The 21932-nt window shown below is 70.2% G+C and carries 19 protein-coding genes; 17 read left to right on the top strand and 2 right to left on the bottom strand.

The window, feature by feature from the left end:
- Positions 1-93 precede the first annotated feature (93 nt).
- Together VMJ70_10080 and glyS are read left to right on the top strand one after the other, a co-directional pair.
- Positions 94-1071: a glycine--tRNA ligase subunit alpha gene (locus tag VMJ70_10080; GenBank protein HTO91470.1), complete on the top strand. Its 978-nt coding sequence runs from the start codon at positions 94-96 to the stop codon at positions 1069-1071.
- Positions 1068-3233, top strand: coding sequence for a glycine--tRNA ligase subunit beta (gene glyS / locus VMJ70_10075; protein HTO91469.1), 2166 nt, complete (start codon positions 1068-1070; stop codon positions 3231-3233). Before VMJ70_10080 ends, glyS begins: the two co-directional genes overlap by 4 nt.
- A gap of 43 nt (positions 3234-3276) precedes the next feature.
- Here the strand turns inward: glyS and VMJ70_10070 are convergent, their stop codons facing one another.
- Both VMJ70_10070 and VMJ70_10065 read right to left on the bottom strand, forming a co-directional pair.
- Entirely contained in the window at positions 3277-5079 is a 1803-nt protein-coding gene (locus VMJ70_10070) for a serine/threonine-protein kinase (protein HTO91468.1), read from the bottom strand.
- A gap of 60 nt (positions 5080-5139) precedes the next feature.
- The gene (locus VMJ70_10065) at positions 5140-6141 is read right to left on the bottom strand and encodes a hypothetical protein (GenBank protein ID HTO91467.1); all 1002 of its coding nucleotides are present in this window, start codon (positions 6139-6141) and stop codon (positions 5140-5142) included.
- 86 nt (positions 6142-6227) lie between these two features.
- Between VMJ70_10065 and pyrR the strand changes: the two genes are divergently transcribed.
- From pyrR to VMJ70_09990, 15 genes are all read left to right on the top strand, one after another.
- The gene (gene pyrR / locus VMJ70_10060) at positions 6228-6776 is read left to right on the top strand and encodes a bifunctional pyr operon transcriptional regulator/uracil phosphoribosyltransferase PyrR (GenBank protein HTO91466.1); all 549 of its coding nucleotides are present in this window, start codon (positions 6228-6230) and stop codon (positions 6774-6776) included.
- A gap of 45 nt (positions 6777-6821) precedes the next feature.
- On the top strand, positions 6822-8153 hold the full coding sequence (mgtE, locus tag VMJ70_10055; protein ID HTO91465.1) for a magnesium transporter: 1332 nt from the start codon (positions 6822-6824) through the stop codon (positions 8151-8153).
- 112 nt (positions 8154-8265) lie between these two features.
- Positions 8266-8862 (top strand): cytochrome c, encoded by a 597-nt coding sequence (locus tag VMJ70_10050; GenBank protein ID HTO91464.1) that lies wholly within the window; start codon positions 8266-8268, stop codon positions 8860-8862.
- A 205-nt stretch (positions 8863-9067) separates the two neighbouring features.
- Entirely contained in the window at positions 9068-9559 is a 492-nt protein-coding gene (locus VMJ70_10045; protein ID HTO91463.1) for a hypothetical protein, read from the top strand.
- Between the two features lie 4 nt (positions 9560-9563).
- Positions 9564-11555, top strand: a complete 1992-nt coding sequence (locus tag VMJ70_10040) for a PA domain-containing protein (protein ID HTO91462.1) — start codon at positions 9564-9566, stop codon at positions 11553-11555.
- Positions 11556-11636: 81 nt separating this feature from the next.
- Complete coding sequence (locus VMJ70_10035) at positions 11637-12440, top strand: CPBP family glutamic-type intramembrane protease (GenBank protein HTO91461.1); 804 nt, start codon at positions 11637-11639, stop codon at positions 12438-12440.
- Between the two features lie 136 nt (positions 12441-12576).
- Complete coding sequence (locus VMJ70_10030; GenBank protein ID HTO91460.1) at positions 12577-13593, top strand: aspartate carbamoyltransferase catalytic subunit; 1017 nt, start codon at positions 12577-12579, stop codon at positions 13591-13593.
- Between the two features lie 11 nt (positions 13594-13604).
- Positions 13605-14915, top strand: a complete 1311-nt coding sequence (locus VMJ70_10025; GenBank protein HTO91459.1) for a dihydroorotase — start codon at positions 13605-13607, stop codon at positions 14913-14915.
- Positions 14916-14961: 46 nt separating this feature from the next.
- The gene (locus VMJ70_10020) at positions 14962-15123 is read left to right on the top strand and encodes a hypothetical protein (protein ID HTO91458.1); all 162 of its coding nucleotides are present in this window, start codon (positions 14962-14964) and stop codon (positions 15121-15123) included.
- A 224-nt stretch (positions 15124-15347) separates the two neighbouring features.
- Positions 15348-17492, top strand: a complete 2145-nt coding sequence (locus tag VMJ70_10015) for a tetratricopeptide repeat protein (GenBank protein HTO91457.1) — start codon at positions 15348-15350, stop codon at positions 17490-17492.
- On the top strand, positions 17489-18364 hold the full coding sequence (locus VMJ70_10010; GenBank protein ID HTO91456.1) for a dihydroorotate dehydrogenase electron transfer subunit: 876 nt from the start codon (positions 17489-17491) through the stop codon (positions 18362-18364). Before VMJ70_10015 ends, VMJ70_10010 begins: the two co-directional genes overlap by 4 nt.
- Positions 18361-19428, top strand: coding sequence for a dihydroorotate dehydrogenase (locus tag VMJ70_10005; protein HTO91455.1), 1068 nt, complete (start codon positions 18361-18363; stop codon positions 19426-19428). Before VMJ70_10010 ends, VMJ70_10005 begins: the two co-directional genes overlap by 4 nt.
- Positions 19425-20156: an orotidine-5'-phosphate decarboxylase gene (gene pyrF, locus VMJ70_10000; GenBank protein HTO91454.1), complete on the top strand. Its 732-nt coding sequence runs from the start codon at positions 19425-19427 to the stop codon at positions 20154-20156. The genes VMJ70_10005 and pyrF overlap by 4 nt, the downstream gene beginning before the upstream one ends.
- A gap of 35 nt (positions 20157-20191) precedes the next feature.
- Entirely contained in the window at positions 20192-20770 is a 579-nt protein-coding gene (locus VMJ70_09995) for a sigma-70 family RNA polymerase sigma factor (GenBank protein ID HTO91453.1), read from the top strand.
- Between the two features lie 7 nt (positions 20771-20777).
- A partial coding sequence (locus VMJ70_09990; protein HTO91452.1) for a carboxypeptidase regulatory-like domain-containing protein occupies positions 20778-21932 on the top strand: 1155 nt, incomplete at its 3' end.

The following is a 21932-nucleotide window of genomic DNA, read 5'->3' as shown; positions in this document are numbered from 1 at the left end:
GTGTGGCGCTTTTTCGAGCCGTCGAGCCTGCGCTAGACTGCGCGGCTCGTTCCCGGCCACCGCCTTCCGCAGACGCGAGGTATCTGGGCTCGCATGTCCACGCTCGATCCACGCCGTTCGCTCCAGGAGATGATGCTCGCGCTCCAGGCCTTCTGGGGCGCGCGCGGTTGTGTGCTGGCGCAGCCCTATCCTTCCGAAGTGGGCGCGGGCACCTTCAACCCCGCCACGTTTCTGCGCTCGCTGGGCCCCGAGCCGTGGAAGGTCGGATACGTCGAGCCCTCGCGGCGGCCGAAGGACGGCCGCTATGGAGAGAACCCGAATCGCTTCCAGCAGTTCTACCAGTATCAGGTGCTGCTCAAGCCCTCGCCGCCCGACGTCGTCGACCTCTATTTCGAGTCCTTGCGCGCGATGGGCGTGGAACCGCGCGAACACGACCTGCGTTTGATCGAAGACGACTGGGAATCGCCCACGCTCGGCGCCGCCGGGCTGGGCTGGCAGGTGCTGCTCGACGGCACCGAGATCTCGCAGTTCACCTACTTCCAGCAATGCGGTGGTCTCGAGCTGCCACTGATCTCGGCCGAGCTGACCTACGGGCTCGATCGCATCGGCATGGCGATCCAGGGCAAGTCGCGGGTCCAGGACCTGGTGTGGGCGCCGGGCGTCCGCGAAGCGCACGGCGGGGCCACGACGCGCGACGTCACCTGGGGCGATCTGTGGCTCCAGAACGAGCGCGAATTCTCCCGCTACAACTTCGAGGAAGCCGACGTCGCCGCCCTGTTCGAGATGTTCAAGCAATGGGAGAAAGACGCTCTGCGCTTGCTGGACCTCGGGCTGGTGATGCCGGGCTACGACGCGGTGATCAAGTGCTCGCACCTGTTCAATCTGCTTGACGCCCGCGGCGCGATCTCGGTGAGCGAGCGCGTCGGCTACATCGGCCGCGTGCGCAAGCTGGCGCGGCGATCGGCGACTTCCTGGCTCGATCAGCGTGAGTCCCTGGGTTTTCCGCTGATCACCGATCCGGCCGAGCGCGCGAAGTGGGTGAAGCCGCGCGAGCCGCAGGCGCAGGCGTGAGTCGCGACCTGCTGTTCGAGATCGGCGTCGAGGAGCTGCCGGCCTCGTACGTCTATGCCGAGGGCGGCGAAAGTGGTGCCGCGCCGCAGCTCGCGCAGCAGATGGAGTCGAGCCTTCGCGACGCCAGCCTGTGGGTCGAGGGCGAGACCGCGGTGCAGGTCTGGGCGACCCCGCGGCGGCTCGCGGCTTCTGCCTCGCGTCTCGCCGAACGCCAGCCCGATCGCGACGAGGCGACGCAGGGGCCGTCGGTCAAGGCCGCCTACGACGCCGAGGGCAAGCCCACCAAAGCCCTGCTCGGCTTCTGCCAGGGAAAAGGAGTGGAGGTCTCGCAGGTGCGTCGCGTCCCGACCCCCAAGGGAGAGTACGTCGAGGTGACGATTCACCGGCCCGGCAAACCGGCCGCCGAGGTCCTGCCGCCGTTGCTCGCGACGGTTGCCGGAAAGCTCTCGTTCCCGAAGACCATGCGCTGGCTGGACGACGATACGCGCTTCGCACGCCCGGTCCGCTGGTTGGTGGCGCTGCTCGGCACCGAGGTGCTGCCGGTTCGCGCGTTCGGCCTGAGCGCGGGACGCGCGTCGCAGGGCCATCGCACGCTGGCGCCCGGTGCCGTCGAGATCCCGCAGGCGTCCGACTACCTCGCGGCGCTGGCGGCGCGCGCGGTGATCGCCGACCACCGTCATCGCGAGGAGGAGATTCGCCGCCAGCTCGAGCGCGAGGCCGGCCGCGCCGGCGGACGCGCGGTGTCGGACCCCGAGCTGATCGAGATCAACAATTTCCTGGTCGAGACGCCGACCGGCTTCGTGGGCGGCTTCGATGCGCACTACCTCGATCTGCCGCGCGAGGTGATCGTGATGGCGCTGCGCGAGCATCAGCGCTTCTTCGCGGTCGAGGACGCGGCCGGCCGCCTGCTCCCGAATTTCGTCGCCTTCCGGAATGGCGACGATCGCAATCTCGCCGGCATCCGCAGGGGCAACGAGGGCGTGCTGGTGGCGCGGCTCGAAGACGCGAAGTTCTACTGGGAGACCGATCTCAAGCACCCACCGGCGTCGCGAATCGAAGCGCTCGGCTCGGTGGTGTGGATGGAGGGCCTCGGCACGCTGCGCGAGAAGGCGGCGCGCCTGGAGACCCTGGGTTTCTGGCTGGCCGCCGAGCTGGCGCCCGACACGCGCGAGGACGTGCTGCGCGCGGCACTGCTGTGCAAGACCGATCTCCTGTCCGAAATGATCGGCAGCGGGAAGGAATACGCCTCGCTCGAGGGCATCATGGGCGGCCACTACGCGCGGCGCGCGGGCGAGCGCGAATCCGTGGCGCGCGCCATCGCCGAGCACTATCGGCCGCGCGGCCCCGCCGACGCGCTGCCCTCCACCGACGCGGCCGCCGTGCTCGCGCTGGCCGACAAGATCGACCACGTCTCGGGCGCGTTCGTGGCCGGCAAGGTGCCGAGCGGGAGCGAAGATCCCTTCGCGGTGCGGCGCGCGGCCAATGGAACCGTGCGCATCTTGATCGAGCAGAAGCGGCACCTGAACCTCCATCGTGCCTCGATGCAGGGCACGGCGCCGTTCTTCGCCGCCGATCCCGAGCTGCCGCACGCGCAGATCATGAAACAGCTCGGCGAATTCTGGCGCGGTCGCGTAGCCGGCCTGGTGGGCGTCCCGGGCGAGAGCGAGTCGTTCGCGCCCGACACCGTCGACGCGGCCATGGAGGCGCGCTCGGCCGGGCGGCCCGGCTGGGCCGATCCCTACGATTGCCTGCTGCGCACGCGCGTGCTTCACGGCTTTCGCGGCGACGCGCGCTTTCAGCCGCTGGTGATCCTGTTCAAGCGCGTTGCCAACATCCTGGCCAAGGCGACCGAGACGCTGCCGCCCGCCCTCGACCGCGAGCGGCTCACCGAAAGGGTCGAGCGCGAGCTGGCCGAGGCTCTCGATCGCGCCCGAACCCGCACCGAGCCGTTCTGGGAGCAACGCCGGTACGCCGAGATCCTGCCCGCCTTCCTCGGCATGGAGCACGCGATTCACGCATTCTTCGACGGCGTGATGGTGAACGTGGACGACCTGCCGCTGCGTCTCAATCGCCTGAAGCTGCTCGCCGAGGTGCGGGAGCTGTTCGTGCGGGGATGGGATCTGTCGCGCGTGGTGGTGGAAGGCGAGAAGGCCGCGAACTAACCGGAGGATTTCGCCGAGCGCGCCGCCGGTCTCACCGAAGCCGCTACGGCACCGCGACCCCGAGCCGCGTCAGCTCGTCGGCCATCTGGCGCCGCGTCTTCTCGTCCGGCTTGGTGGCGAGAAACGAGTTCCAGTCCTCCTTCGCGCCCTCGTGGTCACCCTGCCGGGCGCGCAATTCGGCGCGCAGCATGAGCGCCGGAGCGAGCGTCGGCTCGAGCACCAGCGCCTTCGCCACCGAATCGCCGGCCGCGTCGAGATGGCCGAGCTTCAGCTCGGCGAGCGCCGCGTTCTTGAAGAGCATCGCCTGCGCCGGAAAACGCTCGATGCCCCGGCGCAGCTCGGCGAGCGCTTCGTCGGGCCGTCCCGCGAGCGTCAGGGCGAACCCGAGGTTGTTGATCACCGTCGCGCTCGAGTCGATGGCCTGCGCCTGGCGCAGGAACCCGACCGCTCCTTCCCAGTGCTCCGAGTCGATCTCGACGTCGGCGAGGTTCACGTAGAGGCCCGACTCCAGATCGGCCCGGTGCTGGCGGCGCGCGAGCTCCAGCGCCTCGAAGTAGAGCGACTCGGCGCCGGCCGTGTTGCCGAGCAAGCGGTAGATCGTGCCGAGATTCATGCGCGCCGCCGAATTGGGCGCGTCGCGCCGCAGGGCGGTCTCGAAGTAGCCGCGCGCGTCGCTCAGGCGCCCCGCCTGCAGCGCGCGCAGCCCCTGGTTGTTGAGCCGCGCGGCCTCTTCAGCCGCGCGCGCCGAACGGAATCGTGTGTAGGCCACCTGTCCGGCCAGCAGCGCGAAGCCGATCAGGGCGATCAGCAGCTCGACGCGCAGGCCCAGAACGCGGCGCCGGCTTCGAGGCGGTGCCGGCGCTGGCGCCGGCGGTCGGGGCGAGACGTGCTCGGCCTCGAGCTCTTCGGTGGCGGTGCGTGCCAGCGCCGGGAGCGAGCCGGGGCCGGAGACCGCCGGTGCGTCCGTCGCGACCCGCACCGTGGGGCGGTTCTCGAATTCCGGATCGAGCGTTGCGGGGTCGGCCGCCGCGTCCCGCACCGGAGTGCCGCACAGGGCCGCGAGCTCGCGGTGGGCCGCCTCGCTCGACGGCCGCGCGGCCGGATCGCGCGCGAGCATGCGATGCACCAGCTCCACCGCGGCGCCCGGCGTGTCGGCACGATGCTCGTTCAGCCGCCCCGGCTCGGTGTTCGCGATCGCGTACATCATCGCGAGCGAGTTGTCGGACCGCCACGGGGTCTCGCCCGCCAGCATCTCGAACAACACGACGCCGAGCGCGAACACGTCGGCGGGCGCGTCGGATTCGCCGCGCACCGCTTCGGGTCCCATGTACGAGGCGGTGCCCAGCGTCGTGCCGGTGGTGGTGAGCCGCGTCAGCTGCGACGCGCGCGCCAGCCCGAAGTCGGTGATCTTGATGGCGCCGTGTTCCGAGAACATCAGGTTCTCGGGCTTGATGTCGCGGTGCACGACGCCGCGCCGGTGCGCGAAGGCGAGCGCGCCGGCGACGTCGCGCGCGATCGCGAGCGCCTCGTGCACCGCGAGCGGGCCGGCCCCCATGCGGTGGCGCAGCGTCCGCCCGCTCAGCAGCTCCATCGCGATGAACGGCCGTGGGCCTTCGCGCTCGAACGCGTAGAGCGTCGCGATGTGAGGATGGTTGAGCGCGGCGGCGGAGCGCGCCTCGCGCTCGAAACGCCGCACGGTCTCTTCGTCGCCCACGAGGCCGGGCGCGATGAATTTGAGCGCCACCGGGCGGCCCAGCGTCAGATCGACGCCCGCGTACACCTCGCCCATGCCGCCGCGACCCAGCAGTCGCTCGACTCGGTAGTGAGAGACCCGGGTGTTTTCCATCGGCGGCAGCAAGCTAGCAGCGGCGTCACGCGCTCACAACACGCGGGCCGGGCGGCGCGGCTAGGGAGAGCGGGTCAGCGCCAGCGCCTGCTCGTACTCGGACGCGGCGCGATCCATCAGGCCGATCGCCTGGTACACGTTGCCGAGCGCCTCGTGCGGCGCGGGCGAGGAGGGGGCGACGCGCGCCAGCGCCTCGAAGTGCCCGGCGGCGTCCTGGTACAGGCCGCGGCCGTACAGATACGAACCGGAGAGGAAGTGGGTCGCCGCATGGTCCGGACCGCCCGCGCTCTGCTCGATCTGGCGCAGATCGGCGTCCACACCCTGCGCGAGCTCGGCCGACACCACGTGGAACACGGTTTCCTCGGTGCGCAGTTTGCCGGCGTCCGAGAACGCCTCGAGCCGCCAGCCGCAGTCGGCGTCGCGCGCGAGCGGCGCGGCGTCGGCCGGATACGCCAGCGTCGTGCCGGAGGTCTCGCGCGAGAAGGTCGGGCCCGAGGGCTGCGACACCGTCACGCGATAGCGGGTCGCGCCCGACACCGCGCGCCACGAGAACCCGGGCCGTTCGCTCGTCACGTCGGTCCTGCGCGGCGCGAGCTGGCTTGGCGGCTGCTCGTCGGGGCCCCGCATGCTGGTTTGGGCGACGAGTCCGGTCTGCAGCGATCCGCGCGTGACGTAGCGCGAGACACTGGCGTAGACGCCGGCCGGGAGCGTCGCGCCCGGGCCGACCGAGGTGCGATTGTTGACGCGGCCGCCGATCGTCACGCTGCTCTTCTCACCCAGCTCGATCACATTGCCGTCGGAGAAGTAGAGCGTCGCCGAGCCGCCGGCGCCCACGCTCACCTTGTCGCCGCGCTCGAGCTCGCGTCCGAACCCGGCGCGCGCGGGCGCTCCACCCTTGCTCCCCGTCACTTCGACCTTGCCCTGCACCGCGGCGAGGATCGCGAACGGTTCCGCCCATGCGGGTGCGGCGGAGGCCAGCGCGAACGCGATGAGTGCGGCGAATCCGATGCGTGAATTCATGGCCGGATAGTAGGTGCGACTCGGCCTCAGGGCAATCCCCATGATCGTTGACGCCTCCGATGGCCGCGGCTATGGTGCCCGCGCCCCGGTCCCAACCCTCTGGGACAAGCTCTGCCGCGGAGGCCTGAATGGCGCTGAAGGAAAAGGCCGAGATCGTCGAGGCCGACGGTCTGCGCCGCATCGTCACCCGCATCGCGCACGAGATCGTCGAACGCAACAAGGGCGTCGAGGAACTCGTGCTGGTGGGCATCCGCCGCCGTGGAGTGCCGCTCGCCCATCGCATTGCGCGCAAGATCCAGGAGTTCGAGGGCGGTGCGCCCGCCCTCGGGAGCCTCGACATCACCCTCTACCGCGACGATCTCTCGACCGTCGCGCATCAGCCCGTGGTGGGCACCACCGAGATCCCGGTCGACATCCAGGGCAAGGTGGTGGTGCTGGTGGACGACGTGCTCTACACCGGTCGGACGGTGCGCGCGGCGATGGACGCGCTGATCGACTTCGGGCGCCCGCGAGCGATCCAGCTGGCCGTGGTGATCGATCGCGGCCACCGCGAGCTGCCGATTCGCGCCGATTACGTGGGCAAGAACGTGCCGACTTCGAAGAAGGAAGTGATCGGCGTCAAGCTGCTCGAGATCGACGGCGTGGACAGCGTCGTCATCAAGGAGATGGAGGACTGATTCGGCGCGGGAGGGGCCGCCCCCGCTGCCCAACGGTACGCGCCCATGGCCCATCGCGCTGAGCAACGCGTTTCCGACCTGCGGCTGGCCGACCTGCAGGAAACCTGGCGGCTGCTGACGCCCGAAGAGCGCCAGGAAGCCTTCGCCGAACTGACGCGCGACGAAGCCGAAGACTTCTTCCTCGATCTCTCGGCCCGCGATCAGCACGAGCTGGTCGCCGGATTGCCCGCCGCCGAACGGCGCTCGTGGCTGCGACTGCTGCCGCCCGACGACGCCGCCGACGTGATCCAGGAGGCCGACGTCGAGGAACGCGAGAGCCTGCTCGCGCTGCTGGACGAAGCCACGCTCAAGGAAGTGCGTGCCCTGCTCGCCTACGCCGAGGACGACGCGGGCGGGCTGATGAATCCACGCTACCTTCGAGTCCGCCCCGACGTGAGCGTGGACGAGGCGTTCGGCTACGTGCGCAAACAGGCGCGCGACGCGATCTCGCACGTCTCGTACGTCTACGTGATCGACGCCGACCAGAAGCTGGTCGGCGTGGTTTCGCTTCGCGAACTCTTCGCCGCTACTCCGGACAAGACGGTTCGCGACGTGATGACCACCGATCTGGTAACGGCCGGCGAAGACCTCGACCAGGAGGCGCTGTCGAGGCTGTTCGCGAGGAGCGACCTGTCGGCGATCCCGGTGGTGGACCAGCAGGGCCACATCAAGGGAGTGGTCACGATCGACGATATCGTCGATGTGTTGCAGGAAGAGGCCACCGAGGACATCCAGAAGATCGGCGGTACCGAAGCGCTCGACGCTCCCTATCTGCAGGTGGGCCTGCCGCAGATGGTGCGGAAGCGCGTGGGCTGGCTCGCCGGATTGTTCGTGAGCGAAATGCTCACCACCACCGCGATGAGCCGGTTCGAAGCCGAGATCGAACGCGCGGTGGTGCTGGCGGTGTTCATTCCGCTCATCATCTCGAGCGGCGGCAATTCCGGCTCGCAGGCCTCGACCCTGGTGATCCGCGCGCTCGCGCTCGGCGAGCTGAAATTGATGGACTGGTGGCGGGTCGTGCGGCGCGAGCTGGCCTCGGGTCTCGCGATGGGCGCGATCCTCGGCGCGATCGGTTTCACGCGCGTCGAGATCTGGCAGGCGCTGTTCCACAGCTACGGCAGCCATCACCTGCTGGTGGCATCCACGATCGCGGCCAGCGTGATCGGCGTGGTGACCTGGGGAACGCTGGCGGGTTCCATGCTGCCGTTCGTGCTGCGCCGCGCGGGGCTCGATCCGGCCAGCGCTTCTGCGCCATTCGTCGCCACGCTGGTGGACGTCACCGGCATCGTCATCTACTTCTCGGTGGCGAGCATGATTCTGCGCGGCACCCTGCTCTGATCGCGCCACACGCTCCGGCGCGCCCTCACTTTTCCCGTGACTCGCTCGCTGGAATTGGGCATTCTGCCGCGCGATTTCCATCCACCATTCCCATCGATCTGGAGACCACCCGATGCGCTGGACACGGCGGACGGCCCTCGCCACCCCATGGCTCGCGACGCTCGCGACCCTGGCCTCGCTCTCGTGCATGACCGCGTCGAACTCGGGCAAGAGCGCGGCGATGACGCAGGAGCAGAAGGTGGCGCGCGGGAAGTACCTGGTGATGACCAACGCCTGCAGCGACTGCCACACTCCCGGCACGCTCTATGGCTCCGCCGACACCACGCGCTGGCTGTCCGGCACCGATCTCGGCTGGGTCGGACCCTGGGGCGTGGTGCACGCGGCGAATCTGACGCCCGACCCCGAGACCGGGCTCGGGACCTGGACCGAGGATCAGATCGTGGCGGCGCTCAGGACCGGAAGCCGTCCCGATGGCCGTCCCCTCGCCCCGATCATGCCGTGGCAGAGCTTCGCCAACTTCACGGACGAGGATGCGCACGCGATCGCCGTGTACCTGATGAGCATTCCGGCGGTGAAACACCAGGTGCCGCCCGTGATTCCCCCGGGCGCCAGGATGACCGGCCCGCTGGTGATCTTCCCGCCGCCATCCGCGTGGGACGCGATGAATCTCCCCAAGCCCCCGGGCGAGCCGGCCTCGACCCGGAAGTAGCGCCCCGGCTCGGGCCGCGATTCCAGGCGCCGCACTCGAGCGGGCGCGCCGCGGTTCGTTTTGCCTCGCTGATCGATGATCGAAGACATCGATCAACTTCTTTCTTTCCTTGGGGTCTGGCGGGTCGGTCGGCTAGCGTGGAGCGCGCAGTTGAAAATCGTGCCCCAAGGTTCGCGGTCGAACGAAAGGAGCGAGGAAGATGAGAATGGCCAGACCCCTGTGTTCTCTGCTGCTGGTCATACTCGTTGCCGTGGTCGCGCTGATCGGCGCGGGCCGGGCCAGCACACGCGCCCGCCATCACGCGGTCGCGCCTTCCGCCGCTTCCACCACCACAACCGCCGCCGTCAAGGCTGTGCTGCCGGCTCCCTCGAGCCGGGCCCCCGTCCAGGTCGCCGCGGTCGTGACCGCGAAGCCGATGGAAGCCGGGATGCGCGCCTATCTCGATCCCGAGACCGGCACGATCGGCGCGCCGGCGCCCGGGCAGAACATTCCGCCGAGTTCCGCGACCACCGACGAGCCGACGCTGCACGAGGTGACGCTGCCGGACGGCTCGGTGATGGTGGATCTGCAGGGCACACTGCAGGACTACATGATTCTCCAGATCGATGCGAAGGGCCGCAAGGTCATGCGCTGCGTCCCCAACCCGACCGAGGCGCTGAAGTCGACGCCGGCCCCGGCCGAGCCGGCGAAGGAGTGACGCCATGACCCTGAGCCATCGCATCCGCAGGGCGGCGCTCGTGCCGCTGCTCGGGCTGTTGACGCTCGCCTTCGGCGCCGTGCTCGCCCATGCCGCGAGCATCGTCATCATCAACAACAACGCGCCCGGCGTGGGGTTCAACGATCCGACTCCCGCCGCGGCCGCGCCGGGCAATCCCGGCCTCACGCTCGGAGATCAACGCCTCTACATCTTCAACTACGCCGCCGCCATCTGGGGGGCGCTGCTGCCCGACGCGGTCGAGATCGACGTGAGGGCGCAGTTCAGCGCCCTGAGCTGCACCGCCACCAGCGCCACGCTGGGCAGCACCGGCGCCACGACGATCCATCGCGACTTCGCCGGAGCTCTCTATGCCGGCACGTGGTACGTGCAGTCGCTCGCCAACAAACTGGCCGGCACCGATCTGTCGGCGGCAAACCCTGACATGAACACGACCTTCAACTCGGCGCTCGATGCGGGCAGCGCGACCTGCCTGGGCGGACTCCGCTGGTACTACGGCACGGACGGCAACGAAGGCGTCAACGTTGAGCTGCTGCCGGTGGTGGTGCACGAACTGGCGCACGGGCTCGGCTTCGCGACCTCGACCAACGGCACGTCGGGCAACTACAGCAGCGGCTTCCCCAGCATCTACGACCGCTTCCTGCGCGACAACGCCACCGGCAATCACTGGTCGGACCCGGCCGAAACGGCTGCGCAGCGTGCCGCCTCGGCGATCAGCGTCAATGGTCTCAGCTGGGATGGTCCGGCGGTGTTCTCGTTCGCCTCCAGCTTCCTTGCGCACCGGCCGCGCTTCCACGTCAACGCGCCGGCGGGGATCGCGGGTTACTACAACATCGGCACCGCGTCGTTCGGTCCGTCGCTCACGGCCGGTGGTCTCACCGGCGACGTGGTCTTGGCGGACGACGACACGGTGCCGGATCCCAACGACGCCTGCGAAGCGATCGTCAACGGCGCGGCGCTCGTCGGGAAGGTCGCGCTGATCGACCGTGGCACCTGCACGTTCGTGTCGAAGGCGCTGGCGGCGCAGGGCCAGGGCGCGATCGCGGTCCTCATCGTCAACAATGCCGCGGGCTCGGCCCCGGCGATGGGCGGCTCCGATCCGACCGTCACGATTCCGGTGATCTCGGTGTCGCAGAGCGACGGCGCCATCATCAAGGCCCAGCTCGGCGCGGGCGTGAACGTCACCATGGATCTGGATCCAGTGCTGCTGGCGGGTGCCGACGATTCGGGCCGGCCGCTGATGTACGCACCCAATCCCTTCCAGGGCGGATCGTCGGTGTCGCACTGGGACGTGAGCGTGACCCCCAACGCGCTCATGGAGCCGGCCATCAATCAGGATCTGCACAACTCGGTCGACATGACCTATCCGCACTTCGACGACATCGGCTGGTTCCCGCACATCGTCGCCACCACGCTCTCGATGTTCACCGCCGCCGGTCGCAGCGATGGCATCCTGCTGCGCTGGCAGTTCGGCGATCTGACCGACATTGGCGCGGTGACCGTGCAGCGGGCGGCTTCCTCCGATGGACCGTGGGCGCCGATTTCAACCGAGTCCCATGTCGAAGCCGGCGTCACCATGGCGCTCGACACCGAGGCCGCGGCGGCGACCACCTACTTCTACCGCCTGCGCGTGATGGATCGCTCCGGCGCGGTGCAGACTCTGGGACTTGCCAGTGCCCAGCGGCTCGCGCTGCCGTCGGCGGGCGTGTTCCTGTCGGCTCCTTCGCCGAATCCCACCAGCCGCGCCGCTTCCGTGACGTTCCGCATCGATCGGCCCGAGTTCGTGCGCCTTTCGATCGTGGATCTGAGCGGCCGGAAGGTCGCCACGCTGCATGAGGGCATGCTGCTGGCCGGCGAGTACACACGCACCTGGGATGCCCAGGCGAATGGTTCTCAGAAAGCCGCGCCGGGCGTGTACTTCGTTTCGCTGCGGACTTCTCGCGGCGTTCAGACTCAGCGACTCGCTCTCGCCAACTGACGCGACGCACTTCCGCCGCACGCGCGCGCCGGGGCCTTCGGGACCCGGCGCGCGGCCGTTTCGGGCTAGAATGCCGCGTCGATGAAGCGCTACCCATGGAAGACGCTGGTCGCGCTCACCGCGGCCACGGTGCTGACCGCGCCGCTGGTGCTTCCCTACGGTCTCGCGCTGCAGGCGATCGCCGCCGCTCCGCAGCCGCCGCAGGCCCAGACATTCACCCAGCTCGCGTTCGCCGAGATGCTGCGCAATCTCATCATGGCGGCGCCCACCATCGCGCTCGGCCTCCTGGTCGCCGGCCGGATCGGTCTCGGCGCTCCCTATCTCGAGAGCTGGCTGGATGGAGCGCCGCGGCCCGAGCGGCCGTTTTCATCGGTCGTCGGCCCGGCGCTGCTCTGGGCGGTCCTCACCGCGGTGGTTGCGTTCGGGGTCGACGCGCTGTTCCTGCGCGGCTTCGGCGTCACGTTCCCGGCGCCGGAAATCCATGCGCGCATCCACGTCGACTGGTGGCGCAGCGGGCTCGCGAGCTTCTGGGCGCCGTTCGCTGAAGAGACCTTCGACCGGCTGTTCCTGCTCTCGCTGATCGCGTGGCTGCTCATCCACCTGTTCCGGGCCGGTGGGGAGGGCAGCGCCCGAACCGCCGCGCTGTGGACCGCCAATGTCGTGACCGCCCTGTTCTTCGGCTGGTACCACATCGGCAACGAACAGATGTTCGCCGCTCACGTGCCGGCGATCGTTGCGATTCGCACGGTGCTCATCATTCTGCCGGTCGGGCTCGCGTTCGGCTGGCTCTACTTCAGAAAAGGGCTCGAGGCCGCGATCCTCTCGCACTTTGTGATCGACCTGATCGTGCACGCGCTGCGGCCGCTCCTGGGCTGGACCGCCTGAAGCCGGCCGGCGCGCCTCCGGAACGAGCCGGCGTGCGTCACTCGACTTGCGCTCCAGCGCACCTCCCGCTACCATGTCTGCGGTTCGAAGTGACGTCCTTTAACCCCGCCCCGAGAGGCGGGAAAGGGAGAGCGCCATGACGTTGACCGTCGCACCCGCACACCCGGCGTCGCCCGACGCGGGGTTTTTTGTTGCCCCGCCGGCCCTCTCGCGCACCCGCCATCTCCTCGGCCTCGAAGGCTTCTCGGGCGCCGAAATCCTCGACCTCCTCGACCATGCCCACACCTACCGCGAACGCTGGCGCACGCAGGGTCGCGCCCCGAGTCGCGAGCTGGCCGGGGTCGAAGTCTGCCACGCCTTCTTCGAGGATTCGACGCGCACCCGTGCCTCGTTCGAGCTGGCCGCGCTGCGGCTCGGCGCCACGTCGGTCGCGTTCACGGCCGGGGGGTCCTCGGTGTCCAAGGGTGAGAGCCTGCTGGACACGCTCCAGACCCTGGCGGCGATGGGAGTGGACCTGGTCGTCCTCCGCCATCGCAGCTCGGGCGCCGCAGCCTACGTGGCGCAGCAGCTCGAGGCCGGCGTCATCAACGCCGGCGACGGCATGCACGAGCATCCCACTCAGGGTCTCCTCGACCTGCTCACGCTGCGCGACGCCTGGAGCGGACGCTTCGAAGGCCGCCGGCTCGCGATCGTCGGCGACATCGCTCACTCGCGCGTCGCCCGTTCGGCGCTCCACGGCCTGCTGGCGCTGGGGAGCGAAGTGACGCTCGCCGGACCCTCGACCCTGATGCCGGCCGAGATCGAGGCGCTGGGCGTCGAGGTGGCGCGCAGCGTCGAGGACGCGATGGCCGGCGCCGACGGCGTGATGGCGCTGAGGCTGCAGCGCGAACGCATGGAATCGGGCCTCCTGCCCTCGCTCTCGGAGTATGCGCGGGTGTGGGGCATCACGCCCCCGCGCGTCGCGCTCATGAAGCCCGAGGCGGTGGTGCTGCATCCCGGGCCGATGAATCGCGGCGTCGAGATCGCGCCCGAAGTCGCCGATGGCGGTCGCTCGCGAATCCTCGCGCAAGTCGAGAACGGCGTCGCGGTGCGGAGCGCGGTGCTGTCGCGCCTCGCGCAGGCGGCGCGCGAGCGCCGCGCCGCCCACCTCTGAGCTCGCTCGACATGTCGGACTCGAGCGCCCGCGGGGCGGCGAACGCCGTCACGCTGATCCGCGACGCGCGCCACTGGCAGACCGGCGAGCGGATCGAACGCGCGTTCGCGAACGGCCAGGTGCTCGAACGCGCGCCGGCCGCGCCCGATCGCGTGATCGAGGCGGGTGGTGCGATCCTCGCTCCGGGCCTCGTGGATCTTCACGTTCATCTGCGCGAGCCCGGCCAAACCGCCAAGGAGACCATCGAGAGCGGCGCGCGTGCCGCGGCAGCCGGTGGATTCACCAGTGTGGCGTGCATGCCGAACACGAAGCCGGTGCTGGACTCGGTGGCGTGGATCGAGTGGGTGAGACACCGGGCCGAGAAGGCGCTCTGCCGCGTGCTGCCGATCGCCGCGGTGACCGTGGGCCAGGAAGGCGCCCAGCTCACCGAGTTCGTCGCCCTCGAGCGCGCCGGAGCAGTGGCGCTTTCCGACGACGGCCGCCCGATCATGAACGCCGGGCTGATGAGACACGCGCTCGAATACGCGAAGCAGACGCGGCTGCCGATCGTCGTGCACGAGGAAGACCTGACCCTCAGGGGCGACGGCGCGATGAACGAAGGACTCACCGCCACGCGCCTCGGCATCCGCGGCATTCCCGCCGCGGCCGAGAGCGTGATGGTGCGCCGCGACGTCGAGCTGGCCGAGCTGACCCAGGGTCGCGTCCACTTCGCGCACCTTTCGTGCAAGGCCTCGTTCGACGCGCTGCGCGACGGCAAGGCGCGCGGGCTGCGGGTCTCCGGGGAAACCTGTCCGCACTACTGGATGCTCACCGACGAGGCCGTGGCCGACTACGACACGCGCGCCAAGATGAATCCCCCGCTGCGCTCCGATCTCGATCGCGAGGCCACGGTCGAAGCGATCGCCGACGGCACGATCGACTGCTTCGTCACCGACCATGCGCCGCACACCGAGGACGAGAAACGCCAGCCCTTCGATCAGGCGCCGTTCGGCATCGTCGGGCTCGAGACCGCGCTGGCATTGACGATCGCCGGGCTGGTTCGCCCCGGTCATCTTTCGCTGTCGCGCGCCCTCGAGCTGTGGACCGAAGCGCCGCGGCGCGTGTTCGGACTCCCCGAAGTGTCGATCGAGCCGGGCTCGCCCGCCGATCTCGTGCTCTTCGATCCTGAACTCGAATGGACGGTGGATACTTCGCGATTTGCTTCGCGCGGCCGCAACACGCCGTTCGATGGCTGGCGCCTGAGCGGCCGAGTCCTCGCCACCTTCTGCGGCGGGCAGCAGACCTTCGCGCTCGAGGGCGCTCCCGCCGAAGCCCGGGCGTGAGCGCGGTTCGCGCTCCGCACTCTCGCTCGAGCCCGTCTCCCTAGCCATGACCGGCGAGGTGTCCTTCCTGCTGCGCGGCGACGCGATCGGCTCCTCGATCGCCGCCCAGGTCGGCCCGATCGGCGTGCTCTGCATCCGGCGGACACTCGCCGAGGGCCGCATGAGCCCTCACCAATCCGATGAGCGGCGATTGCGGGCTTCGGGGTAGTAGCGATCGGGAGGGCCGTCGCAGGGGGGTAGATGAAGGCTGGGAACACCGCCCGGGCCAACTTGGCCTGCCTCCCGCACCCCGTGGTACGTTGATTGTGCGGCGCAGACTGTTGATGGGGGGAATCGGGCCGCTAAGTCCTTGAAAATTCGATCCGGTTTCTCCCGAATTCCGGCCCGCGGGAGGCGATCCACATTCTTCGCCGCACAACCTACGGTACCCAGATGTGCACCGAATCCGCCGGCCGTCTCCGAGGATCCGGCCTGACCCGCCGGACCCTCACTCTCGCGCTGCTCGGGATCGCCGTTCTCAGCAGCTCGTGCGCCTACTTCAACACCTTCTACGTGGCCCGCAAGTACTACTTCAAGGCCACCAACGGCGCACCGTATCGCTTCGAGAGCACGGATTCACCGGACATCGCCAACTTCAACAAGTCGATTGACTACTCGAAGAAGCTGCTGGCGAGCTACCCGAAATCGAAGTGGGTCGACGACGCCTACCTGCTGTGGGCGCGTGGCTACCTGGGCAAGAACGATCCGCTCCAGACCGTCACCATGCTGCAGGACTTCACCACCCGCTATCCCAACAGCCCGCTCGCCGGCGAGGCCAACTTCTATCGGGCGGTGGCGCTGCGCCAGGCCCGGAGGTACGGCGAGGCGCTGACCGCATTCAACGATTTCATCAAGCGCAATCCCAAGAACGATCTGTTGCCGTACGCCTACCTGGAGTCGTCGCGCGCGTTGATGTCACTCGGCCGCCCCGAGGAAGCGGCGAAAGCCGCCGGCGAGGTAGTGCGGCGCTGGCCCAAGGGGCCGCTCGCCACCACCGCGCGAGAAGCCCGTGCCGAGGCGTTGTTCGCCCAGGGCGAGTTCGACGGCGCCCGCGCCGACTATCACCAGCTGGGACTGCGCTCGCGCGACGACGACCAGCGTCTCGACTACCTGCTGCGCGAGTCGGAGTGCCTGGAGGGCGCTCACAAGTACGACGAATCGATCGCGATGCTGCGCGGCGCGCTGTTCCACGAGCAGCCGCCGCAGATTCCCGACACCACCGGTGGCCGGCCGCGCATGGTGCAACAGACCCCGGGGTACGACCGTTACGGACGGCTGCTCACCCGCATCGGTACCGTGGAGCTCATGTCGGGCCGCGTGAACGACGCGATCGAGTCCTATCAGCGCGTCGTCGACGCCTATCCGAAGGCGCCGATGGCGGCCGAGGCGCAGTATCGGCTGGGCTACGCCTACGAGATCGGCGCCGACGATTTCGACAAGGCTCGTGCGGCCTACGCCAAGGTGAAGGACCAGAGCCCGACCTCGCCGTTCGCGACCCAGGCGCAACAGCGCCAGAGCACGCTCGACCAGATCGCGCGCTTCCGGACCGCCGGCGGCGATTCGGTGGAGAAGAAGGCCGAAGCGAGTTTTCTGCTGGCCGAGCAATATCTCTTCCAGCTCAACAAGCCCGAGCGCGCGCTCGACGTCTATCAGACCGCCGAGCAGCAAAATGTCGGGAACGCATGGGGCGCCAAGGCGATCAATGCCCAGGCCTGGGTGCTGATGCGCAAGCTGAACCGCACCAGCGCCGCCGAGAGCCTGTTGTGGCGCGTGGTGCACGATTACCCGGCGACCGAGGCGCAGCTCGCGGCGCGCGACTATCTCGAGGGACTCGGCCAGACCGTGCCGTCCGATCTGATCAAGATGCCCGAGCCGCACTACACGCACGCGGATTCGCTGCGCGCCGATTCGCTGGCGCGCGTGGACTCGATTCGCGTGGCGATGACTCGGCCGCTGACGCCCCCGCCCGCGACCGTGCCGCCGATCGGCATGCACCCGCCGATCTCGAATCCCGACTCGATCGGACGCCTTGGGCCCCCGGGCGCGATGGGCTACGGCAGCGCGCCGGGAGGGCCGATCCCGCCCGGAACCCTGCCGCCGGTGGTGCCGCAGCCGAGCATGGGTCACCTGCCTCCGGTGTCGCCCGCGGCCGGAGCGGCCGCGGCCGGCGCGGGAGTCGCGGGAGCAGCGGCAACGGGAGCGGGCTCCGCGGGCCTCGGCGCCGCCGGCGCGGGCGTGGCCGGCACCGCCGCGAGCGGCGCGGGCGCCGCCGGCGCGGGAGTCACGGGAGCAGCGGCGACGGGAGTGGGCGTCGCCGGCGCAGGGGCAGGCGGAACCGGCGCGGCGGCCCCGATCGCCGCCGGAGCCGCCGGCATGGCGGGCGCCGGAATCGTCGCCGCCGACACCACGCGCGCGCACTCGCCGGCGGCGGCGCCAGCGGATACTCTGCACGGCCAGGTAGCGGCCAGCGCCGCCGCCGATACGCTGCGGATTCGCAGGGACGACGGATTCCGACCGAGAGGCTTCAAGATCCAATGAGCCTGGCGCTCGAGCGCTGGACGCAAATGCCGGGACGCGTGCTTCGCCACGAAGAGCGGGGCGCCGGGCATCGCTGGCTCGAGCTTCATCTTTCCGCCGACTTTCCTTCGCCCGAGCCCGGGCAATTCGTCCAGATCCTGCTCGAGAATCCCTCGCCCGTGCTGCTGCCGCGCCCCATGAGCGTGGCCTCGGTGAGCCGGCGCGCGCGTGCGCTGGCGCTCGGTTTCCTCTACGCACCGGTCGGCGCCGGCACGCGCGCGCTGGCCGAGCTCCGCGCCGGTGCGGCGCTCGAGGTGCTGGGGCCGCTCGGCCACGGCTATCCGCTCGAGCGGCCCGGAACGCCGGTGCTGGTGGCGGGCGGGCGCGGCGTCGCGCCGCTGCTGTTCGCGGCCGATTGGCTCGCGCACTCGGGCCGGCGCTGCGAGTTCCTGTTCGGCGCGCGCAGCGCCGAACATCTGGTGGCGCTCGAGGAGGCCGAGTCGCGGCTCGCGAGCGCCGGCGGGACGCTGCATCTCTGCACCGATGACGGCAGCCGTGGCTTCCGCGGCAACGTGCTCGAGCTGCTCGATCGTCTGGCGCCAAAGCTCGGCGGAAAGCTCGTGCTCCACGCCTGCGGCCCGCACGGCATGCTCAAGGCGGTAGCGGCATGGGGCATGCGCCGCAAGGTGGCCACTCATCTCGCCATGGAATCGGTGATGGCATGCGGCACCGGCGTGTGTCGCGGCTGCCCCCTGCCGCGCTCGGCGTCGTCGCGCGCCGGGTTCGATCCCGACCTCACGCCCTCGCTCTATGGCAATCGCGAGTATGCGATGTGCTGCACCGAAGGGCCGGTCTTCGAGGCCCACGATCTCGACTGGAGCCTGATCGAGTGAGACGCGCCAGTCGCAACGGGAATCGCCCCGAGGTGCCGGTCGATCGCGCCGCGAAGGCCGGCCTCGATCTCGCCGTACGCATCGGGCCGCTCCGGCTCGCCAATCCGGTGCTGGTCGCGTCCGGCACCTTCGGCTACGGCGACGAATACGCGCATGTGCTGGATGTCGCGCGGCTCGGCGCCGTCATCACCAAGACCGTGACGCCGAAACCGCGGGCCGGGAATCCCCCGGCGCGCATCGCCGAGACCGCCGCCGGCATGCTCAACTCGATCGGGCTCGAGAACGTGGGCCCCGAGCGCTTCCGGTCCGAGAAGCTCCCCAAGCTGCGATCGCTGGGCGCCACCATCATCGCCTCGATCGGCGCCGACACGCCGGAGGAGCTGGAGCGCCTGCTCGCGCAGCTCGCGGGCGAGCCCGGCATCGCCGGCTTCGAGATCAATTTTTCCTGTCCCAACGTGGCCAAAGGCGGCGCCCGCTACTGGGCGGTGCCGCGCCGGCTCGAGCGGACGCTCGCCGGCCTGCGCGCGCGCACGCGCGCCGCCTTGATCGCGAAGCTCTCGCCCGACGTCACCTCGGTCGCCGATCTGGCTCGCGCCTGCGAGCAGGGGGGCGCCGACGCGCTCACCGCCGTGAACACCTTTGTCGGCATGGCGGTGGATCTCGGACACCGCCGCTCGAGGCTCGGGCGGGCCACCGGCGGGCTCTCGGGTCCGGCCATCAAGCCGCTCGCCCTCGCGAAGTGCTCCGAGGCGGTCGCCGCGGTCCGCATTCCGGTGATCGGCTCGGGCGGCATCATGAACGGCCGCGACGCGCTCGAGTTCCTCGCGGTCGGCGCGCGCGCGATCCAGGTCGGCACCGCCACCTTCGTGCGTCCGAGAGCCGCCGCCCAAGTGCTCGAGGAGATCGCGGCCTTCCTCGCCGAGCGGAATCTCGCCGGCGTCAACGACTGGATCGGCGTGTTGCGGCAGCCGGCCTCGCCGGCGGCGCTCCGCGCGGCAGGACCGCGCCGCTCCGCCCCGCGCACCTCGGCCGCGCGCCATCGCGCCGCAAGGGCCGCGCGATGAGCGAATTCGCCGTCGCCTACGACGTCGCGACGCTCGACCAGGCGCTGGCGCTCGATCAACGGCTCGGCGAAGGGCCGGAGATCGTCAAGCTCGGGCTCCAGCTGTTCACGGCCGAAGGTCCGGCTGCGGTGCGCGCGCTGCGCCAGCGCGGCCGGCGCGTGTTCCTCGATCTCAAGCTCCACGACATTCCCAACACCGTGAAGGGCGCGGCCGCCGCCGCGGCCAGGCTCGGCGTCGAGCTGCTCACCGTGCACGCCGCCGGGGGCGCCGAGATGGTCGCGGCCGCGGTCGAGGGGATTCGCGCGGCCGGCGGCTCGACCGGCGTGGTTGCCGTGACCCTCCTCACCAGTCTCGATCCCGAGCGGCTCCCGCCAGGTTTCGAAAAGCCCTTCCCGCTTCATCGCCGCGTCGCCGAGCTGCTGGCGATGTCGGAGCGGGCGGGAGCCAAGGGCATCGTCTGCTCGGCCGCCGATCTCGCCGGGATTCGCGAATACCATCCGGCGCCCTTCTACGCCGTGACCCCGGGCATTCGCCCGGCCGGCGCCGAGGCGCAGGACCAGCAGCGCGTGGCGACGGTGCGCGATGCCGTGCGCCTCGGGGCCAGCCTGCTGGTGCTGGGTCGGGCCGTGACCGCCGCGGCCGATCCGCGCGCCGCACTCGAGGCCTGTCGCGCCGAGCGCGATGCGGCCCGCGCCGGCGCTCCAACGCGAACGCGCGCTTCCGCTTGACAGCCCCGGCCGAGCGCAGTAGCCGTCCCTCCGGAATGAACTCGGCTGAACGGCGTACTCCCACCGTGGACCCCGGCGAAGAGGCCGCACTGGTCCGCCTTGCGCAGGGTGGCGACCACGATGCGTTCACCCAGCTGGTGCGCATGCATCAGAGGACGGTCTACCGGGTGGCCTACGCCTACACTCGCAACGCGGCCGACGCCGACGACCTCGCCCAGGAGACTTTCGTGCGCGCCTATCAGGCGCTCGAGCGTTTCCGCGTCGGGGAGCCGCTCCAGCCGTGGCTGGTGCGGATCGCCACCAACCTCGCGTTCTCGCTGTTCCGCAGGCGCCGCCGGCGGCCTGAGGCCTCGCTCGAGGCGCACGAGGAGGCCGGAGCCCAATGGGCGCTGGACGACGATCCGGCCGACCACGCCGAACGGAGCGACCGCGAGCGGCGCGTGCAGGCGGCCTTCGGCCGACTGTCCGAGGAACACCAGGCGGTGCTGGCGCTGCGCGCGATCAGGGACCTTTCGTACGAGGAGATCGCGGTGTCGCTCAAGATTCCGCTCGGCACGGTGATGTCGCGGCTTTCGCGGGCGCGCGCCGAGCTCAAGAAGAAGCTGCAGGAGTGATGGAGTCATGAAGCACCTCACCGATCGCGATCTCAACGCGCTGCTCGACCACCGCATGGGCGGCGAGCCCCTGTGGCGCGCTCAGCGACACCTCGAGGTCTGCGAGAGCTGCCGTGACGCGATGGCCGCGGTCACCAGCCAGAACGAAGATCTCGAGCGCGCCCTCACGCACGAGCCCGACGATGCCTACTTCGAGAAGTTCGCCGATCGCGTCGTGGATCGGATCGTCGCCGAGGAGGCGACCGGCGCCGATTTCAGCCCGCTGCGCGATCAGGCGCTGCGTGACCCGATTCCGAATCCGTGGTGGCAGAACCCGCGCGTGCTTGCCACCGCCGGCACGATGGTCACGGTTCTGGCCGGCGCCGGCATCGCGCTGCTGGCATCTCGGCACGCGCCCCTGCCGGGCTCGGCGGGCGATCGCGAGGCGGCGCTGCGCGCCCTGAGCTCGCCCACCGCCGCGGCACCCGAATCGCAGCCGACAACCGGCGCCGAATCCGACCAGGCGTTGCGCGCGAAGGGGGCGCCGGGCGAGGCGGGCGCGAAGCAGGAGGACGCTGCGTCGCCGTCGCTCCAGACCACGCGAAACGAACCGGCGCCCGGAGGCGAAGCGGCCCCGGCCCAGGGCGGCCGCGGCGCGGAGACCGCGCGCATGACGCCGGTACCGCGCGAGGGCGAGGCGCCGAAGGCGGGCTTCGCCGCGCCGCCATCGGCCCCCGCGGGCGGGAGCGAGGTGCGTGGCAACAGCCTGCTCGACACCAAGCGCCAGAGCACGGCGCCGGCCGAACAGAAGACCTCGAGCGCCGACAAGGAGAAACTGGCGAAGACCAGCGGCTATTCCGATCAGCTCGGCGCGCGCAGCGATGAGGAAGCGGCCAAGCCGGCCCCTCCCGCGCTCAAGCGCGACGCCAGTGGAAACGTACGCGTGTGCGGCACGGTGCGCGACGAAGAGGGCCGCGCTCTGCGCGGCGTGAGCGTGGTGGCGGCCGACGTCGATCGCTCCACCACCACCGACGTGGTCGGGCGCTTCTGTCTCTATCTGCCGCCGGGCTCTCACTCGCTCCAGCTCATGTCGGTGGGTTACAAGAATGCGCGTGTCGAGGTGACGCCGGCGACCTCTGGCGAAATCTCGGCGACGCTGCTCGCGATCAGCGTGCTCGACGGC

Origin of the sequence: Candidatus Sulfotelmatobacter sp. (genome assembly GCA_035498555.1) — a bacterium.
GTDB lineage: Bacteria > Eisenbacteria > RBG-16-71-46 > RBG-16-71-46 > RBG-16-71-46 > DATKAB01.
The sequence above is the reverse complement of the archived record's forward strand: the minus strand, read 5'-3'. Positions and strand labels throughout refer to the sequence as shown.

Excerpts from the sequence above, each read along its gene's own strand:
- VMJ70_09995 (HTO91453.1), top strand. The coding sequence starts at position 20,192 with ATGAACTCGGCTGAACGGCGTACTCCCACCGTGGACCCCGGCGAAGAG.
- VMJ70_10015 (HTO91457.1), top strand. The coding sequence starts at position 15,348 with ATGTGCACCGAATCCGCCGGCCGTCTCCGAGGATCCGGCCTGACCCGC.
- VMJ70_10040 (HTO91462.1), top strand. The coding sequence starts at position 9,564 with ATGACCCTGAGCCATCGCATCCGCAGGGCGGCGCTCGTGCCGCTGCTC.
- VMJ70_10020 (HTO91458.1), top strand. The coding sequence starts at position 14,962 with ATGACCGGCGAGGTGTCCTTCCTGCTGCGCGGCGACGCGATCGGCTCC.
- VMJ70_10010 (HTO91456.1), top strand. The coding sequence starts at position 17,489 with ATGAGCCTGGCGCTCGAGCGCTGGACGCAAATGCCGGGACGCGTGCTT.
- VMJ70_10025 (HTO91459.1), top strand. The coding sequence starts at position 13,605 with ATGTCGGACTCGAGCGCCCGCGGGGCGGCGAACGCCGTCACGCTGATC.
- VMJ70_10070 (HTO91468.1), bottom strand. The coding sequence starts at position 5,079 with ATGGAAAACACCCGGGTCTCTCACTACCGAGTCGAGCGACTGCTGGGT.
- VMJ70_10050 (HTO91464.1), top strand. The coding sequence starts at position 8,266 with ATGCGCTGGACACGGCGGACGGCCCTCGCCACCCCATGGCTCGCGACG.
- VMJ70_10065 (HTO91467.1), bottom strand. The coding sequence starts at position 6,141 with ATGGGGATTGCCCTGAGGCCGAGTCGCACCTACTATCCGGCCATGAAT.
- pyrR (HTO91466.1), top strand. The coding sequence starts at position 6,228 with ATGGCGCTGAAGGAAAAGGCCGAGATCGTCGAGGCCGACGGTCTGCGC.
- VMJ70_10080 (HTO91470.1), top strand. The coding sequence starts at position 94 with ATGTCCACGCTCGATCCACGCCGTTCGCTCCAGGAGATGATGCTCGCG.
- VMJ70_10030 (HTO91460.1), top strand. The coding sequence starts at position 12,577 with ATGACGTTGACCGTCGCACCCGCACACCCGGCGTCGCCCGACGCGGGG.
- pyrF (HTO91454.1), top strand. The coding sequence starts at position 19,425 with ATGAGCGAATTCGCCGTCGCCTACGACGTCGCGACGCTCGACCAGGCG.
- mgtE (HTO91465.1), top strand. The coding sequence starts at position 6,822 with ATGGCCCATCGCGCTGAGCAACGCGTTTCCGACCTGCGGCTGGCCGAC.
- VMJ70_10045 (HTO91463.1), top strand. The coding sequence starts at position 9,068 with ATGGCCAGACCCCTGTGTTCTCTGCTGCTGGTCATACTCGTTGCCGTG.
- VMJ70_10035 (HTO91461.1), top strand. The coding sequence starts at position 11,637 with ATGAAGCGCTACCCATGGAAGACGCTGGTCGCGCTCACCGCGGCCACG.